Consider the following 17045-nt stretch of genomic DNA (forward strand, 5'->3'; position numbering starts at 1 on the left):
TAGTGAGGTAGCCCAGGTAAAATTATTGACTAATCCCATGCAGTTTTACTCAATAAATATCCTTTACCCCAAACCGTTAAAATTTTAGTTGGGTTATCGGTATTATCTCCTAATTTTTTTCGTAAGCGAGACACTCTGACATCAACACTGCGATCAAGTCCATCATATTCTCTACCTATCATCTTTTTATGTATATATTCGCGGCTTTGAGGTTCTCCAGCATGGTGTGCTAATAACCAGAGCAATTCAAATTCATGACTTGTTAAATCAATAATTTCTTGATTTAACATAACTGTTCTTGATGGTTTATTTATAGATAAGCCCCCATAATTAAGCTGTTCAACGTTCGCCTTTTTAAGGTTTGCATTACGTCTGAGCAGCATATTTATTCGAGCTAATAAAACATGGGGTTCAACAGGCTTAATAATATAATCATCAGCGCCTATTTCTAATCCTAATACATGATCAAAGTCACTGTCTTTAGCGGTAAGAAAAATAATTGGTTTTTCAAATGAACTTCTAATTTTACGGCAAATACTAAAGCCATCAAGCTTGGGCAACATTACATCTAATATCACTAAATCTAATGAGTTTTTTTGAATATAGCTGATCGCTTGATCGCCTTGGTTTAATACAGATACCTGAAAGCCACTTTGCTCTAAAAAAGTTGAAATTAATTTAGATAATCTCATATCATCTTCAACTAATAATATGTGCTTCATTAAAATAAACTCCATTGCGATCGCAATCGTCTTCTATACTTAGTTGAATTGCTCGCATTCACTTTTACATGCTGTTTAGCCAACACTTTATCTTGGTCTTTTAAGGTAAAAATAATATCTTGAATTAACGACAATTCTAATTTTTTCTTAATTTGACGCTTCTTTTCCCAACAAGTAATTAAGTCATCGTCTTGATATAAACATGCATCGATTGCCAATCCTGTTTGCCACATAACATAGGCTGTCATTTGACAAAGATCTCCCCTTGTTTTTACAACACAAATAGAAGGTGAAATAGACATATTAATAACACTTGATGCTTCAGAACTTTGTAATATGGTCGACGTTATTTCGTCTTGAGCTACAACTTTACTAATCGTTAAATGAAACATGATTAAGGTTAAAAACATTTTTTTAAAATTCATAGAAAAAACCTACAAACATTAAATCGACATAGCGTTCTTCAATCAGTGGGCTCAAATAAGTATTGCTGTCTAATTTTTTCCTTTTTAGATAGGTTTTAAACATCCAATCTGAAGAGAGTTTGTATGCGTAACCAATACTTAAATAAGGATTAATACTCGATTTTCCTTCAAAAAAATCTCGTTCATAAATCGAATCAGAATCATCAATACCATAATAATAATCAACTAAATTAGCACTATTCCATTGTAAGCCTAAAGTTAACTCTAAAGACGACTCAGCAGTGACACCGAATAGTTTTGAAACTTCTACGTTACCGTTAAAGCCATCATAAACACTGTTAACATCATGCAAGATTTGTAATTCTGCATTGATTGAATCAGATACAAACCAATTAAGCTGTATACCTGCATCTAATGCCCATTTTCTTTTTTTTACTTTATCTGGACTAATTTTAATACTTGCACCAAAACTCGGTACAGACTCTACAAAGTCGTTAGATAAATTAGGGATAAAAATATTTTTAGGATGCCATCGAGTAAAAAAAGCTTTTTCAACGTTTGCTTTAGTAATAATACTTAAGGTTAGTTGCTCACCTTCTATTAAGGTATAACCTAACGTGTTATTTTGAAAAAAAACACGTTCACCATAATAACTAATACTTGGCACTACAATTAATGGGATATTTTTACTGTCGTACAAAGGGTTTGTATAAACTCCTGCTCCTACACCTACTGATAATTTCCATTGACCAACAGGTGCGCATAAAGCACTTTCAGATTCACATTGAGCAAAACTAGAAGTACTTATGATGTACTGACAAAAGATAAAAAGAATGGAGAAAAAATATTTCAACGGCATCGCTTAAATAAGGTTTATTGGTTAATTTAACACGACTTAAGTTCAATTCCATCTGCAATTACATCAAATTACAATTATACCGTTTTCATTCTCAGAAATGATTACCGACTTACTACATATAAAAAGATGAAAAACGTTTTTATAAATCTATTATCGAAATGAAATTTCATAATAATAAATGTTCTCACTTATATAAAATAATTTATTTAAAAGTAGACACTCTTTAGCAAACATTATACTTTTATGATGTATTAAAACTTAAATAGGTATTTGAGCTATACTTTTTTAACAAACGAATAAATTAATGTTTAAGTTTGTCACGCCGATATAAATATCAATAAAGTATTTATAAAAAATACAACCTAAACGATATGATAAATAATAAAATGGAAAATAATGTATGCTCTCTTTTTTAAATAAACCCAAAATCGCCCCTAATGAGACAACAATAGACAAAGCAGAGTTAGAAATTTTAAAAACGAAAGCTAAAATAATTGATGAATTAATTGCTGACAATTTCCAACAAAAAATATCGACACTCTCTTCCAACTCTCACTTAACTAACCAAGCATCATTAAACCATTTAGACAAAATAGAAAACAATTTCCAATTAATTAATCGCTTAGCTGAACAAGCTTCTGGTATGGCGGATTTATCAGCAAACTCTGTATCTTCAGCACAAGAAACCTCATCTAAAAGTGCAATGAGCATAGAGCAATTACAATCATTGTCTGAAAAAATCACTACTGCCGAAAAAAACATTTCTGAATTTACCGTCTTATTAGAAGGCTTGACCAATAACAATAAAACGATTTCTCAATCATTAGAAGCCATTAAAAGTATAGCCAGCCAAACTAACTTACTTGCCCTAAACGCTGCAATTGAAGCGGCTAGAGCAGGAGAACACGGTAGAGGTTTTGCTGTTGTTGCTGACGAAGTAAGAGCTTTAGCCAGTATATCAAATGAGTCGGCAGAACAAATACATGAAGGCATGGGTAAAATAATGGGGATTTCAAATGATATCATCACACAACAAAAAATTGTTGTAGTAAGTATTGAAGAAAGCCTAGAAATAACATCAAATATTGTCACCGATTTAGGGCAGGTTCATTCGCTTTCTGTAGACAGTAGCAATGCGGCAGAAGCCGTTACAGCGCAAATGCAACAACAAGTAGGCGAAACTAATCACATTTTAGAAAACATAGCAGATATGCTTGATGAGTCTAAAAATGCTATTGAACAATCAAACAACAATACAATATTAGCTGACGAACTTATGCAAGAACTGCACTCGTTAGATAATATAAAAAACTAGCCCTATTAGTTATAAACGCTAGAATATTTTAAATTGGAATAATAAAAAACCACATTATAGAATGTGGTTTTTTAATCGTTATAAGAATAAACTTAAGCTAGCTCACCTAATCAACCAGCTGATATTCATCTCTTAAAATATCAATAACTTCTTGTTTAGGATTATCAGAAATTACAATTTTACTCTTTGTAATTTTCTCAGCAATAGCCGTATAAGTATCAGAAATAGCCATTAATGCCGATTCAGGTAACTCATTATTTTTTGCTAATGCTTCTCTTTCAACCATTCTCTCTTTATTCAATAAAACATCGGGATCAGGAAAGTGGTTTAATAAAAACTGACGAAAGCCTTCTTTAGAATTCTCAACGATATTACCTTTTTGGTATTCGCTAGCATCCCAAATACGTGATGAATCAGGAGTACCAACTTCATCCATATAAATTAACTTTTCATTGCCGGCTTTATCTTTGACGTAACCAAACTCAAATTTAGTATCAACAAATACTTGGTCAATTTCAGCTAATGCATCTGAAATAACATTAAAGCCTTCAGTTAATAGTTTTTCGTATAACGCTATATCGTCAGTCGATTTGAAATTAAAAGCTTCAAAATTATCAACAATGTTCTTACGTGTGATATTTACATCATCAGCTTCAGGAACATCTGGAATTCCTTTCAAAATACCTTTTGTTGAAGGCGTTTGAAGTAATTTAGGTAGCTTAGAATCTTTTTGTAAACCTTCTGGTAATTCAATACCACAAAAGTCGCGTTCACCTTTACTATATGAACGCCACATTGAACCCGTTATGTATTGACGGCAAATAGCCTCAATCATTACCGGTTTGGCTTTTTGAACAATCCATACGAAAGGATGTGGAATATCTAAAATATGACTATCAGCTAAACCTTTCTCTTTAAATAATTTAAACCAATGATTTGAAATAGCGTTTAAAGCAGCTCCTTTACCCGGTACACCTTTTAAGCCCCCCTCGCCCTTCCATATACAATCAAACGCTGAAATACGGTCGCTGATCACCATAATCGCTAAGGCAGTATCTTCTGCTACGTTGTAGCCTTTCTCTTTTATTAAACGTTTACTATCTGCTTCAGTTAACCAATATACTGAACGCACTTTACCACTATGTACTGGTGCGTCAGTACGGATAGGTAAATCATTGTTTACCGCTAAAACTTTGTCAGCAAGACTCATGGCAATAAATCCTTCATATATTAAATATAAAATAATTGTAGCGAATAATATCTATGTGAAAAAATAACATTGGCTAAAACTATTTATCTATCATTCACAAAACAGAATAGAAAAAGGACGCACTAGGCGTCCTTTCTACTAATCAACATTTCAATCTTAAACTAAAGAAGCTTTCGCTTTTTCAACTAAGAATGTAAAAGCTGCTTTGTCGTATACTGCAATGTCAGCTAGGATCTTACGATCGATTTCAATAGCAGCCTTTTTAAGACCATTAATGAAACGGCTGTAAGATAAACCATTTTGACGAGCTGCTGCGTTAATACGAGCAATCCAAAGTTGACGGAATTGACGCTTACGTTGACGACGGTCACGGTATGCGTATTGGCCAGCTTTAGTTACGGCTTGGAAAGCAACGCGATAAACGCGACTACGAGCACCGTAGTAACCTTTAGCTTGCTTTAGAACCTTCTTGTGACGTGCACGTGCTTGTACACCACGTTTTACTCTTGCCATTTTCTATATCTCCTATTAACCGTGACGTAAAAGTTTTTTAACTGATTTAATATCAGAAGCAGCGATCATGCATTTAGCACGCAAGTGACGCTTAACTTTAGTACGGCGCTTAGTCAGAATATGACGAAGACCAGCTTGTTTGAACTTATAGCCAGTAGCTGTTTGTTTAAAGCGCTTTGCAGCACCTTTATTGGTTTTCATTTTAGGCATTTTTACTAACTCCGCATTGGATGCCAAATTTAAGTAACCTAGGCGAAAACTCATTTAGCTAATTTTACAATTAGTTACTTAAGCTTTACTTGTAAGCCTGGATTACCAGTGTCTGATAATAGTGGTGAATAAGTCAGCAAGCTCACTTATTACTTTAACGACCAAATATTATCTATTTTTTAGGGGCTAAAACCATCACCATTTGACGCCCTTCCGCTCTACGAGGGAAAAACTCAACTACAGTTAGTTCTGCTAAATCGTTTTTAACGCGAGTTAACAAATCTAAGCCTAGTTCTTGGTGGGCCATTTCACGACCTCGGAAACGTAAAGTTACCTTGATCTTGTCGCCATCCTCTAAAAAGCGCTTCAGGCTGCGTAGTTTTACCTGATAGTCGCCTTCATCTGTACCAGGTCGGAATTTAATTTCCTTAACCTGTATTTGTTTCTGCTTTTTACGAGCTTCTTTTTGTTCTTTGGCTTTTTCATACAAGAACTTACCGTAGTCCATCACTCGACAAACCGGCGGCTGTGCCGTTGGGCTTATTTCTACTAAATCCACACCGGCTTCTTCAGCTTGATTCATAGCTTCATCTAGAGTAACAATCCCTCCAGGTTCGCCATCATAACGGATCAAACGTACTTCTGTACCTGTAATTAATTCATTCAAACGATGAGCTGGCTCTTTTTGCCCGCCTCGTTGACCACCTTTAATAGCCATGTTCCTCCAAAGAACTTTGTTCCCATATTTTATTACGTAAGTGTAATATATGGATTATAAAATATTATTATACCTGTTTATGCTCTTGAGTTAACTTCTTCCGTTATTTTCTCAATAAAAGCATCAACAGACATTGTACCTAAATCTTCACCACTTCGAGTTCGTATTGCTATTTCGCCGGATTCCATTTCTTTATCACCAACAACTAACAAATACGGAACACGCTTCAAAGTGTGCTCGCGGATTTTAAAGCCTATCTTCTCATTTCTCAAGTCTAGTTTTGCTCTAAATCCACTTTCTTTCAGTTTTTTTACTACTTTTTTGCAATAATCGCTCTGTTTGTCCGTAATATTCATTACAGTAACTTGATTTGGCGATAACCACGTTGGAAATTTACCTGTGTATTCTTCAATCAAAATACCAATAAAACGTTCTAATGAACCTAAAATAGCACGATGAATCATTACAGGTGTGTAACGTTCGTTATCTTCACCAACATAAGTTGCGCCTAAACGCTCTGGTAAAGCAAAATCGAGTTGTACTGTACCACATTGCCAGTTACGACCTAAACAATCTAATAAAGTAAATTCAATTTTAGGACCATAGAAAGCACCTTCTCCCGGAAGATACTCAAAAGTAATACCTAAATCAGTTAATGCTTGCGCTAAACCTTGCTCAGCTTTGTCCCATATTTCATCGCTACCAATACGTTTTTCAGGACGTGTTGATAGTTTAACAATGATATCTTCAAAACCGAATGATTTATAAACATCGTAAACCATTTGAATACATTTGGTTACTTCGTCTTGAACTTGGTCTTCAGTACAGAATATGTGTGCATCGTCTTGTGTAAAACCACGAACGCGCATTAAGCCGTGTAATGATCCAGATGGTTCGTTACGATGACAACAACCAAACTCAGCCATGCGTAATGGTAAATCACGATATGATTTCAAACCTTGATTGAATATTTGAACATGCCCAGGACAGTTCATTGGTTTTATTGCATATTCACGCTTCTCAGACGTTGTTGTGAACATGTTTTCAGCGTACTTGTCCCAATGTCCTGATTTTTCCCAAAGCACGCGATCCATCATTAACGGACCTTTAACTTCGTCATAATCATATTCATGAAGTTTTTCACGAATAAATTTTTCTAATTCTGTATAGATAGTCCAACCATCGTTGTGCCAAAACACCATTCCCGGCGCTTCTTCTTGCCAATGAAATAAATCTAATGTTTTACCAATTTTACGGTGATCACGCTTTTCAGCTTCAGCTAAACGTTGAATATAAGCTTTAAGTTGTTTTTTATCAGCCCATGCTGTTCCGTAAATACGTTGCAACATTTTATTGTCTGAATTCCCGCGCCAATAAGCGCCAGCAACTTTCATTAATTTAAAATGATGACAATGACGCATGCTTGGTACATGAGGACCACGACACATATCGATATATTCAAGGTGATGATATAAAGCTGGTGTGTCTGACTGATCAATGTTTTCGTCTAAAATTTCTAACTTGTATGTTTCGCCACGCTCAGTAAACGCATCATAAGCATCTTGCCAAGAACCGGTTTTCTTAATAACTTCATAACCCGTTCTCGCTAATTCAGTCATGCGTTTTTCAAGCTTAACTAAATCGTCTTCAGTAATAGATTCTTCTAAATCAACATCGTAATAAAAGCCATTATCAATAGTAGGACCAATAGCCATTTTAGTATTTGGCCACAATTGCTTAATTGCATGGCCTAATAAATGTGCACAAGAATGGCGAATAATTTCAAGCCCTTCATCATCTTTACTAGTAATAAGTTGTAGAGATGCATCGTTTTCAATTAATTCGCACGCATCAACAAGTTTTCCGTCTATACGACCTGCGATAGTTGCTTTGGCTAAACCTGGGCCGATATCAAGAGCAACATCCATAATAGATACTGCGTTATCGAATGAGCGTTGAGAGCCGTCAGGAAGAGTTATTACTGGCATGAAATATCCTTTGTACAGTGGCGACACACACTAAGTGCCGCTTGCTTTAGTTTTATCAATGTTAATATTTGTAGACACCGTATTTATTGAATAAAATCTATTAAATAAAACCATATCTTGCTTAATTTTTTATTTTATTCCGGCTAGGGAATAAATGAGCACGGAAATATAGTGTAATATGGCGCTAATTGCAATAAATATAAGGTTTTTGTTATCTATATTCTTCATAAAAACAAAGTAAAAAACAATTACGCCCTTTTGTGTTTTTTAACCATTTTATCTCTTGTGATCAGTTTATGTTTTTCTTCGCAAAGTTTTGCGAAAAATGTAGCCTCAAATTTTACAACAGAGCCTTTAAATGATTCATCTTGGAAAACATGGAAAGAAAATAAAAACATCAAAGTAGATTATCAACAAATTGAAGGCAGCGACTTAATTGAGATAAAAGCACAGGCGGCTATTCAATCTAGCCTTGCTGGATTTCTTCTTTTTATACAAGACACAGATAACATTACGCAATGGCTTGATAACGCGCACTCTAGCAATGTACTAAAACAAATATCACCTCAAGAAAATATATTTATTACCTCATTCAAAAATTATTGGCCAATAACTGAAAGGTACATGGTAGTAAATTCTCGGTACTGGCAAAATGAAGATCTAACGCTTGAAATTGAAGTACATAATGTGGAAGAGAGTGAATATGTAAATAACGAGATGATTCAAATAGAAGTAATAAAGGCGCATTGGAAGATTACACCGGTTGACCGTCAAAATATTAATATTGTATATACGATTATTGCCGATCCTAAAGGCGCTATTCCATTTTGGTTAACTAAACGCATATCGCTAAATAGTTTATGGAAAACCATGAACAATATGCAAAAACAACTCCCTTTGTCACCTTGGCAAAAGCATTCACTATCTAATATAAAAGAACATCAAAAGAAATAATTTTGATGTTCTTATCTAACTTTATAAGTTACTGCCTTTTAAGTATATCAAGCGCTATCGCTTCAGCGACTTTAATACCATCAATACCCGCAGATAAAATACCGCCAGCATAACCAGCACCTTCACCCGCCGGATATAAACCATCAACGTTTAAGCTTTGGTAGGTTTCTTTATCACGTGTAATTTGAATAGGTGAAGAAGTACGCGTTTCAACTGCAGTAAGCGTTGCGTGCTCCATAGCAAAACCTTTTATTTTCTTTTCAAAAGCGGGTAACGCTTCTCTAATTGCTTCAATTGCATAAGGAGGTAATGTTTCGCTTAAATCGCAGTAGGTAACACCTGGCTTGTAAGACGGTTCAACACTACCATGCTCGCCTGATTTTCTGCCGGCTAAAAAGTCGCCAACCAATTGCACAGGTGCATCATAGCTTTCGCCACCGAGTTTATAGGCAAACTCTTCTAATCGTCTTTGTAATTCAACACCCGCTAAAACATTTTCGGTTTCGTCACTATCGCTACCATAAGAGAAATCTTTAGGATCGATCCCTACAACAATCGCACTATTTGCGTTACGTTCATGGCGTGAATACTGACTCATACCATTCGTTACCAAACGCCCTTCTTCAGATGCTGCGGCTACAACGGTTCCACCTGGGCACATACAAAAGCTGTAAACAGAACGACCATTTTTACAGTGATGAACCAGTTTATAATCAGCAGAGCCCAAAATAGGATGACCTGCGTTTTTACCAAAGCGAGCATCATCAATAACCGATTGCTCATGCTCAATTCTAAACCCAATCGAAAATGGCTTAGCCACCATGTACACATTTTTATCGTTTAGCATTTTAAAGGTATCACGGGCGCTGTGCCCTACAGCTAACGCCACATGTTCAGTATGTATAACTTCACCTGTTGCTAGCTTAACCCCTACCACTTTGCGTTTATCTTCATTTTCTTCAAATAAAATATCGTCTACACGCTGGCTAAAACGAATTTCACCACCTAATTCAATAATTTTGGCGCGCATTTTTTCAATCATGGTGACTAGTTTAAATGTACCTATATGCGGCTTACTTACATACAAAATTTCTTCTGGTGCGCCAGCTTCAACAAACTCATGTAATACTTTACGGCTGTAATGCTTAGGGTCTTTAACTTGGCTATAAAGCTTACCGTCAGAAAAAGTACCTGCTCCACCTTCACCAAATTGAACATTTGATTCTGTGTTTAATACTTTTTTACGCCAAAAACCAAATGTATCTTTTGTGCGTTCACGTACTTCTTTACCACGCTCTAAAATAATCGGTTTAAATCCCATTTGCGCTAACACTAACCCAATAAATAATCCGCATGGACCAAAGCCAATCACTACAGGCCTTTGTTCTAAAGTTTTTGGGGCTTCGCCAACAAAATAATAATGAGTGTCGGGGCTAGCTTTTACATTATTGTCATCAACAAACTTTTCAAGCAATTGCTCGTTAATCGTAGTGTCTACATCTATGGTGTACATCAAAATAATGGTATTTTTTCTACGTGCATCGTAACCACGTTTAAACACATTAAAACTCACTAACTGATCAGCATTAATTGACAGTTTATCTAAAATAGCTTGTTCTAATTCTTCAGGTTGGTGATTAAGATCTAACTTTAGGTTGGTCAAGCGAAGCATAAAATATCCAAAACAGCGTACCCCGTAGGGTAAAATAACAACTAATGCCTTTATTTTACCCCAAGAGCATGGTGATACCAATTTAATTAATGAAATCAGTAATTGAATTTGTTTATGTTCAAGGTATGATCGCCTGCAAAATATTTCATCAAATAAAAGGAAAAAACGTGGCGTTTGTTGTTACCGATAATTGTATAAAATGTAAATACACTGATTGTGTAGCCGTATGTCCGGCTGATGCTTTTTATGAAGGGCCTAATTTTTTAGCTATTAACCCTGATGATTGTATCGATTGTGACTTATGCCCAGTTGAATGCCCTGCCGATGCAATATTTCAAGAAGACGAAGTACCCGAAGATCAAAAAGAATTTATTGAATTAAATGCTGAACTGTCGAAAGTATGGCCTAGAATAACCGAAGTAAAAGCCCCACCAACAGATGCAAAAGAATGGGACGGCGTACCCAATAAAATTGAACACCTCATTATTGATAGCCAATAATATTAATTCCCTTACTGTTTAATGGTTTAGTTAAACAGCCCATTTTGCCTAGTGCATTTTATAAAAATTACACCATACTTGAATAAGGTTTGTTGATCTTTCGAATACCTGAAAGTTCAACACCCCCTAATCAGCAATTACAGTTACGGACGATAACACTTAAGGAATTACTAACCCATATTGGTGTAAACCAAAATCTAGGAGGCAACATGCCCCAAGATATTTCTAACAAGCGTATTACTTGTCCTCATTGCGGACATCATCTACATGTAACTTTAGACACATCATCAGGCGATCAAGACTACTACGATGAATGCCCGTCATGTTGCCGAGAAATTCACTTTAATTTACATATTGATGAATACCATCAAAAAATTCAGCTAGCTGTAAACAGCGACGATGAATAACGTGATACAAAAACATCACCTAAATTATTTAGCTTGAGTTAGCTCACTTAAATTTAAGCGTTCGATTGTTTTTACAATCGTGATAGTTTGCTGATCAAATTCTAGGTTCACTTCATCATTCACATTAAGCTTACCTAAATTTGTTCTCGTTAACGTTTCAGGAATTAAATGCACGCTAAAAGTATTGTCTTTAATTACACCTATCGTAAGACTTGTACCATTTACCGTAATAAAGCCCTTCTCAAAAATATACTTTAACCAAGGTGACTCACACTTAAAATACAACGCAGTATTGGTTTCAGTTACTTTTTTACGTACCAAAGTAGATTTATATTGAACATGACCACTAACAATATGACCGCCAATTTCATCGCCTACCTTTAAAGAACGCTCTACATTTACCCAATCATGTACAGATAAGTTGCCTAATGTAGTTACGCGTAACGTTTCATCTATAATATCAAAAGCGATTGTGTAACTGTTATCCGCTTGTTTATTATATTCAACCACAGTTAAACAAACGCCATTTATAGCGATACTTGCGCCAATTTCTAATTTATAAACCAGTGTAGAAGGCACACCAATAACTAAACGACTTAATTGACTTTCAGTTGTAATAGAAATAACTTCAGCTTGAGATTGCACTATACCCGTAAACATATATGATCCATGATATTCAAGTTATTCCCCATAGTATCAAACAACGTAAATAACTAAAATAAAACAAATAATTTATACAGCAACGTTCGGAAGAAAAGATCTAATGCATTGGCACAAATTTACAAGCAACACAAAAAGCTTAATGAAACTCGCTTACCCCATATTAATAGCGCAACTCGTACAAAATCTAATGGGGTTTGCCGATACAGTAATGGCTGGCCGAGTAAGTGCCACCGACATGGCAGCAGTAGCAATAGCCAGCAGTATTTGGTTACCTCTTATATTATCTGTTGCTGGTTTAATCATGGCGTTAGCCAGTATTGTGTCGCAATTTGCAGGCGCTAACAAATTTGACCAAGTAGCCAAAGCAACCCAGCAAACCGCATGGATTGCCCTTGTTATCGGCTTACTTTTTATCGCCCTGTATTTTGCCATAGCTCCTTTTATTTTTGAAAACGTATCGTTAGACCTCGTTTTAAAACAACTGATGTTTGACTACCTAACCTATATCATTTGGGGCGCTCCGGGGTTTTTCTTATACCTCGTATTAAGAAACTACTCAGAAGGCTTGTCTCATACCAAACCCACAATGATCATCAGCCTTATTGGCTTAATTGTTAATGTTCCAGCCAATTACATCTTTATTTATGGTGAATTTGGAGCACCTGCCTTAGGTGGCGCTGGTTGTGGTATTGCTACCGCCATAGTGTATTGGGTTATGTTTTTAAGCACATTAGGTTACACCTACTTCGCAAAAGCATTATCGCATGCGCCATTATTAACCAAGTTTCATCCGCCGAGTTGGTCGCAAATAAAAGGAATTTTGGCAATTGGTATCCCTATTTCATTATCGTTATTGTTTGAAGTAAGCTTATTTTCAGTAGTGGCAATTATACTTGCGCCTTTCGGTGCTGAAATAGTGGCAAGCCATCAAATAGCCTTGAGCTTTTCAGGGCTAGTATTTATGGTGCCATTATCTTTATCAATGGCGGTTACCATTAGAGTTGGCTTTGCCGTAGGTAAAAACAAGCACGATGAAGCCAAAGACATTTGCAGCTACTCGGTTATTTTTGGCGTAATAATCGCCCTATTAACCGCAACGTTATCACTCGTATTCCGTAATCAAATAGCCGCAATTTATACCATTGACCAGCAAGTTATCGACCTAGCTGTTAGCTTAATGTTTGTAGCAGCCCTATTTCAGTTTTCAGACGCCATTCAAGTAATATCTGCAGGAGCACTAAGAGGCTACAAAGACACCCAAGCTATTTTATACATTACTTTTTGTTCATACTGGATAGTAGGTTTAAGTGTTGGCTTAATACTTGGTTTAACCGATTGGATAGTGCCAAATATGGGTGCTAAAGGCTTTTGGATTGGCTTTATCGTTGGACTAACCACCGCAGCCGTATTTTTAGCTTGGCGCTTAAAAGTAGTACAAAGAAGATACGAATATGCATAGCATTAACGCAAATTGATGTTTAAATAATCATTCAATACTGTATTTTAATTGTAAAGCAACAAACAGCTTGCAACTGTTAAAACAGATCGCTAACATATCGCCTCGTTCGAACACGCTAATAAATTTACATAGTTAGCCGTTTAAACAAAAAGCTCGCTTAGCTCAGTTGGTTAGAGTACTTGCATGACATGCAAGGTGTCACTGGTTCGAGTCCAGTAGCGAGCACCATATTCAGGTTCTTAGAACCTAAAAAACGCAATATCTTATAAAATAAGAATTGCGTTTTTTTATGCCTGGACTTTAATTTTATAGCGTTGTCGGTGCTTTATTCTCTAGCCAGTTTTGTTCTTTTAATCGATTCCACGCAGCAATAATATGAGCAGGCTTCATTTGAGCTTTACGTCGACTCCAGTTATGAACTTGTTTAACTAAGCTCTCACTAGTTACGTCATTCCCATCTGACTCTTGTGTTAAAACCCAATGAACAGTAGAAAGTAACTCCATACCATTTTGAGATTCAAAACCTTCAATAAGTTTAGCAACTCTATCAAATCTTTCTTTAGTGTCTTTGTGTGTGCCTAAATAAGCTAATGCTTCTTGCGCTGCATCTTTTTTTAATTCAATTGGAGTTTCTGGTTTATTTAAACCATCAGCATAGCCACTAATGAAATGCCCTTCCATTTTATCTAAAACATGACGTAATACATCAGCATAAGGGCCAAAGTGATGCTTTTGAAAAACCACTTTATTTAAAGGCTCACCCACAGCAGTTAAAAAATAAACAAGTTTCTGCACTTCTAATAAAGATAAACGATAGTTAAAACCTGTTGATACATACCGATCAATCAAACCTATAACAGCAGCACGGCCAATCGTCATTTTAGGGCGCTTAGTATTATTAGGCATAACTTCTGCTTTGGGTGCCTCTTGAGGCGGATATAATAGCCAATTAACTTCAGGAAATTCAGCTAATGAACTTTGTATTAATTGTTCTACATCTTGCCAAGGCAACCCACCTAAACCACTGCCTAATGCAGGAATAGCAACTGACTTAAGGTTTAACCTTTTAACTTCAGCTTTTAAACTATCTAAGCCCTGCTCAATATATTCAAGTTTAGATTTTCCTTTCCAGTGGGCTTTAGTTGGAAAGTTTATTATAAAAAATGGGGGGCTCATTGAATTCAAAGGAACTGATAATACCTTGCCTGTAATCATAGAATGATCATCACAAGCTTTTTTATATTCTTTAAAGTTTTCAGGAAATGCTTTTTTAAATTGTAACGCCAAGCCCTTTCCCATAACTCCTACAGTATTAACCGTATTAATAATGGCATCAGATTGGTCGTGTAAAATATTACCTTTTTGATATGTAATCATATTAGTCTCTAGTAATACCACTCTGGTCGCACAATAACTTCTGGTTTATGTACAACGCCTTGTAGTAAAACGGTCACCTCATCTGCTATTGCTTGATTTTTAACACCTATTTGTTGAATACTTTGCCATTGAACTGATTCAAAAACTAAAAACTCAGCCTGTTTTTCTTCTTTAAAATCTTGCCAATATCGTTCATTGATTATTCTATTAAGATCTAATTCACTAATACGTATAAAATCATCAATTTGCTCAGCATAATCTAAATCCGCATGAATATCTGTGAAGAGGCAATTTTGGTTAGTTAATCTAATTGTATCAATATCACTTATAAAGTGCAGTATTCTTTCTTGCCCGCCTTGAAAGTCATCATGACCTTTATGAATAACAAAAAGCATAACTGAACGAGGACAAAAATTAAAAGGAACATACTGCCCAATAGTTCCGCCAGCAGGAAACTTAATAAACTGATGTTGGCGAAAGGAGCTGCCATAGAATAAATTGATACAATAAAATTCTTTATGTTATTGTCAGCTTAATATCAGAATATGGTTGTGTAGGGAATATATGGAAGAATCAATTAATGCAAACTTTGAAATAGGGAATAACAAGAATGTATCAGGAGTGCTAGCCCCGACCTCTAAAGAATTTAAATGTTGGTCTTCTGAACTTATCCCCCTTAACCCACACTCAAATATATATGGTAAAACACATACAGGACAACCAGTAACTCTACTAAATTGTATTTTTCGTAAATACACTCAATATTCGGTTGGCAGCTCTTGCTCTTTATTTTCACATACGATGATATTAGGAAATGAACATGTTTTTCCTGAAACAGATCTTTTTGACTCTATATCGTTAACAGTTGAGAACCCTCTTAAATTATTTCAAGACATTGATTCATTTGGGTATATACATTCTCCAAAAGAAGCATTAATAGAGGCACTTAATGAAGAAAAGTATACTCCTCACTTTAATATTGAAAATAACCCACGTATTGCATATTTCAATGGTGATTCTGAAATTTTTAGTCAATGTACAAAATTAGGAACTATTACTGCAACCCACGCACACAGTATGAGACTTAGGGGAAGTGTAGAAGGTGCTCAACTAAAAAATAAAGTTTTTATAACTATCGACTTTACGGTTCCGTGCAAATTAGAAGTAGCCTTCAAAAAAGCCAACTTATTAGCTTTGTTTTTGAGATTCATTGCTAGTCAAGGATTACATTTTAAAAATATCCAAGTAAGAAAGTTGGGTGATAAACTTCATGAATACAATGTGCATCATGACTACCGTAATTGGGGCCAAGAAGAGAGTAAAGACAGCTATCACTCAGATCCTTTGATCAATGTAGTTAACGATAATTTTGGTAGTATACTCAAGAATTGGTTTGAGAAAGATGACAGAGAAAATGTTAGGCTTTGCTTTTATAATACTTTTTTTTCAGATTTATACTCATCAAGCAGACTTATTGGTGCAGCTAATATGTTCGACATATTCCCTCATAAATCTGAAAGCTTAGAAAAACAACTTAGTTCAGAAGAAAAATCACAAATTAAAGACTTAAAATCACAAATTAAGTTAAACTTTAAGCCATTTCCCGAAATAAAAAGTTCTTTACTTCAATCTATTAGTTTCTTAGAAAAAAAATCTCTTAAAGAAAAAGTGTTAGGGCGTATGTACATCATAAAACCTCAACTTGTTGGCAGTACACTTGACACTGTTGATTTTGAAATAGTTATAAAATATGGTGTTAAATGTCGAAATTATTTTGTTCATGGCTCGATAGATAGGCACTTGTCTCCAGAGTTATGCTTTCAATTTCAATCTTTTTTCACTGATCTGTTTGAATATATATATATAGTAAGTGAATTAATTGAGTGTGGTTGGAATAGAAAAGATGACAGAGTACTAACATGTCATCACCGTATTAGATCTTACGAAATAGAAATAGAGTCTGGCTCAAAAAAATTAGCTGAGATATTGAAAAATAAAAAAATATTCATATCCAAAAATTAAAATAATATTCCATGTTTGGTATGGGTAACTC

General features: G+C 35.2%; 18 protein-coding genes and 1 tRNA gene. 7 read left to right on the forward strand and 12 right to left on the reverse strand.

What is annotated here, in order from left to right:
• Positions 1 to 29: 29 nt before the first annotated feature.
• Genes B0X80_RS16570 through B0X80_RS16580 form a run of 3 tightly spaced genes read right to left on the reverse strand, consistent with a single transcriptional unit; the run spans position 30 to position 2000 of the window.
• Positions 30 to 722, reverse strand: a complete 693-nt coding sequence (locus B0X80_RS16570) for a response regulator (protein WP_077342316.1) — start codon at positions 720 to 722, stop codon at positions 30 to 32.
• Positions 722 to 1147, reverse strand: coding sequence for a DUF3019 domain-containing protein (locus tag B0X80_RS16575; RefSeq protein ID WP_077342318.1), 426 nt, complete (start codon positions 1145 to 1147; stop codon positions 722 to 724). The genes B0X80_RS16570 and B0X80_RS16575 overlap by 1 nt, the downstream gene beginning before the upstream one ends.
• The gene (locus tag B0X80_RS16580; protein WP_175623970.1) at positions 1137 to 2000 is read right to left on the reverse strand and encodes a MipA/OmpV family protein; all 864 of its coding nucleotides are present in this window, start codon (positions 1998 to 2000) and stop codon (positions 1137 to 1139) included. Before B0X80_RS16580 ends, B0X80_RS16575 begins: the two co-directional genes overlap by 11 nt.
• 406 nt (positions 2001 to 2406) lie before the next feature.
• Here B0X80_RS16580 and B0X80_RS16585 point away from each other — a divergent pair, with 406 nt between their 5' ends.
• The gene (locus tag B0X80_RS16585) at positions 2407 to 3321 is read left to right on the forward strand and encodes a methyl-accepting chemotaxis protein (RefSeq protein ID WP_077342322.1); all 915 of its coding nucleotides are present in this window, start codon (positions 2407 to 2409) and stop codon (positions 3319 to 3321) included.
• Between the two features lie 106 nt (positions 3322 to 3427).
• Here the strand turns inward: B0X80_RS16585 and B0X80_RS16590 are convergent, their stop codons facing one another.
• The 5 genes from B0X80_RS16590 to thrS all read right to left on the reverse strand — a co-directional run bounded on the left by B0X80_RS16590 (position 3428) and on the right by thrS (position 7960).
• Positions 3428 to 4531 carry a phosphoribosylaminoimidazolesuccinocarboxamide synthase gene (locus B0X80_RS16590; RefSeq protein WP_077342324.1) on the reverse strand — a complete coding sequence of 368 codons (1104 nt, stop codon included), beginning with the start codon at positions 4529 to 4531 and terminating at the stop codon, positions 3428 to 3430.
• A 156-nt stretch (positions 4532 to 4687) separates the two neighbouring features.
• Positions 4688 to 5044: a 50S ribosomal protein L20 gene (gene rplT / locus B0X80_RS16595; protein ID WP_076418046.1), complete on the reverse strand. Its 357-nt coding sequence runs from the start codon at positions 5042 to 5044 to the stop codon at positions 4688 to 4690.
• Between the two features lie 15 nt (positions 5045 to 5059).
• A complete protein-coding gene (gene rpmI / locus B0X80_RS16600) occupies positions 5060 to 5254 on the reverse strand; it encodes a 50S ribosomal protein L35 (RefSeq protein ID WP_077342442.1) in 195 nt (64 codons plus the stop codon).
• A 172-nt stretch (positions 5255 to 5426) separates the two neighbouring features.
• The gene (gene infC / locus B0X80_RS16605; RefSeq protein WP_089024907.1) at positions 5427 to 5972 is read right to left on the reverse strand and encodes a translation initiation factor IF-3; all 546 of its coding nucleotides are present in this window, start codon (positions 5970 to 5972) and stop codon (positions 5427 to 5429) included.
• A 77-nt stretch (positions 5973 to 6049) separates the two neighbouring features.
• The gene (thrS, locus tag B0X80_RS16610; RefSeq protein WP_077342326.1) at positions 6050 to 7960 is read right to left on the reverse strand and encodes a threonine--tRNA ligase; all 1911 of its coding nucleotides are present in this window, start codon (positions 7958 to 7960) and stop codon (positions 6050 to 6052) included.
• A gap of 285 nt (positions 7961 to 8245) precedes the next feature.
• Between thrS and B0X80_RS16615 the strand changes: the two genes are divergently transcribed.
• A complete protein-coding gene (locus tag B0X80_RS16615; RefSeq protein WP_175623971.1) occupies positions 8246 to 8914 on the forward strand; it encodes an START domain-containing protein in 669 nt (222 codons plus the stop codon).
• A 28-nt stretch (positions 8915 to 8942) separates the two neighbouring features.
• Here B0X80_RS16615 and B0X80_RS16620 read toward each other — a convergent pair whose 3' ends face one another.
• Entirely contained in the window at positions 8943 to 10586 is a 1644-nt protein-coding gene (locus B0X80_RS16620; protein ID WP_077342330.1) for an NAD(P)/FAD-dependent oxidoreductase, read from the reverse strand.
• 167 nt (positions 10587 to 10753) lie between these two features.
• Between B0X80_RS16620 and fdxA the strand changes: the two genes are divergently transcribed.
• Together fdxA and B0X80_RS16630 are read left to right on the forward strand one after the other, a co-directional pair.
• A complete protein-coding gene (fdxA, locus tag B0X80_RS16625) occupies positions 10754 to 11086 on the forward strand; it encodes a ferredoxin FdxA (protein WP_077342446.1) in 333 nt (110 codons plus the stop codon).
• A gap of 209 nt (positions 11087 to 11295) precedes the next feature.
• Complete coding sequence (locus B0X80_RS16630; protein WP_077342332.1) at positions 11296 to 11493, forward strand: CPXCG motif-containing cysteine-rich protein; 198 nt, start codon at positions 11296 to 11298, stop codon at positions 11491 to 11493.
• A gap of 24 nt (positions 11494 to 11517) precedes the next feature.
• On the opposite strand, the gene B0X80_RS16635 is transcribed toward B0X80_RS16630, so the two are convergent.
• A complete protein-coding gene (locus B0X80_RS16635; RefSeq protein ID WP_077342334.1) occupies positions 11518 to 12153 on the reverse strand; it encodes a riboflavin synthase subunit alpha in 636 nt (211 codons plus the stop codon).
• Between the two features lie 103 nt (positions 12154 to 12256).
• Between B0X80_RS16635 and B0X80_RS16640 the strand changes: the two genes are divergently transcribed.
• Positions 12257 to 13615: an MATE family efflux transporter gene (locus tag B0X80_RS16640; RefSeq protein WP_077342336.1), complete on the forward strand. Its 1359-nt coding sequence runs from the start codon at positions 12257 to 12259 to the stop codon at positions 13613 to 13615.
• Positions 13616 to 13766: 151 nt separating this feature from the next.
• Positions 13767 to 13843 (forward strand) — tRNA-Val (locus B0X80_RS16645).
• Between the two features lie 78 nt (positions 13844 to 13921).
• Here B0X80_RS16645 and darG read toward each other — a convergent pair.
• Together darG and darT are read right to left on the reverse strand one after the other, a co-directional pair.
• Positions 13922 to 14992 (reverse strand): type II toxin-antitoxin system antitoxin DNA ADP-ribosyl glycohydrolase DarG, encoded by a 1071-nt coding sequence (gene darG, locus B0X80_RS16650; protein WP_077342338.1) that lies wholly within the window; start codon positions 14990 to 14992, stop codon positions 13922 to 13924.
• An 8-nt stretch (positions 14993 to 15000) separates the two neighbouring features.
• Positions 15001 to 15495 carry a type II toxin-antitoxin system toxin DNA ADP-ribosyl transferase DarT gene (darT, locus tag B0X80_RS16655; RefSeq protein WP_077342340.1) on the reverse strand — a complete coding sequence of 165 codons (495 nt, stop codon included), beginning with the start codon at positions 15493 to 15495 and terminating at the stop codon, positions 15001 to 15003.
• A gap of 61 nt (positions 15496 to 15556) precedes the next feature.
• Here darT and B0X80_RS16660 point away from each other — a divergent pair, with 61 nt between their 5' ends.
• The gene (locus B0X80_RS16660) at positions 15557 to 17014 is read left to right on the forward strand and encodes an ApeA N-terminal domain 1-containing protein (RefSeq protein WP_077342342.1); all 1458 of its coding nucleotides are present in this window, start codon (positions 15557 to 15559) and stop codon (positions 17012 to 17014) included.
• Positions 17015 to 17045 lie beyond the last annotated feature (31 nt).

The organism is Pseudocolwellia agarivorans, assembly GCF_002000085.1.
GTDB lineage: Bacteria > Pseudomonadota > Gammaproteobacteria > Enterobacterales > Alteromonadaceae > Pseudocolwellia > Pseudocolwellia agarivorans.

Coding starts and splice junctions, on each gene's coding strand:
- B0X80_RS16630 (WP_077342332.1), top strand. CDS start 11,296: ATGCCCCAAGATATTTCTAACAAGCGTATTACTTGTCCTCATTGCGGA.
- B0X80_RS16640 (WP_077342336.1), top strand. CDS start 12,257: ATGCATTGGCACAAATTTACAAGCAACACAAAAAGCTTAATGAAACTC.
- infC (WP_089024907.1), bottom strand. CDS start 5,972: ATGGCTATTAAAGGTGGTCAACGAGGCGGGCAAAAAGAGCCAGCTCAT.
- B0X80_RS16570 (WP_077342316.1), bottom strand. CDS start 722: ATGAAGCACATATTATTAGTTGAAGATGATATGAGATTATCTAAATTA.
- B0X80_RS16575 (WP_077342318.1), bottom strand. CDS start 1,147: ATGAATTTTAAAAAAATGTTTTTAACCTTAATCATGTTTCATTTAACG.
- B0X80_RS16590 (WP_077342324.1), bottom strand. CDS start 4,531: ATGAGTCTTGCTGACAAAGTTTTAGCGGTAAACAATGATTTACCTATC.
- rpmI (WP_077342442.1), bottom strand. CDS start 5,254: ATGCCTAAAATGAAAACCAATAAAGGTGCTGCAAAGCGCTTTAAACAA.
- thrS (WP_077342326.1), bottom strand. CDS start 7,960: ATGCCAGTAATAACTCTTCCTGACGGCTCTCAACGCTCATTCGATAAC.
- B0X80_RS16620 (WP_077342330.1), bottom strand. CDS start 10,586: ATGCTTCGCTTGACCAACCTAAAGTTAGATCTTAATCACCAACCTGAA.
- darG (WP_077342338.1), bottom strand. CDS start 14,992: ATGATTACATATCAAAAAGGTAATATTTTACACGACCAATCTGATGCC.
- B0X80_RS16585 (WP_077342322.1), top strand. CDS start 2,407: ATGCTCTCTTTTTTAAATAAACCCAAAATCGCCCCTAATGAGACAACA.
- rplT (WP_076418046.1), bottom strand. CDS start 5,044: ATGGCAAGAGTAAAACGTGGTGTACAAGCACGTGCACGTCACAAGAAG.
- B0X80_RS16660 (WP_077342342.1), top strand. CDS start 15,557: ATGGAAGAATCAATTAATGCAAACTTTGAAATAGGGAATAACAAGAAT.
- B0X80_RS16635 (WP_077342334.1), bottom strand. CDS start 12,153: ATGTTTACGGGTATAGTGCAATCTCAAGCTGAAGTTATTTCTATTACA.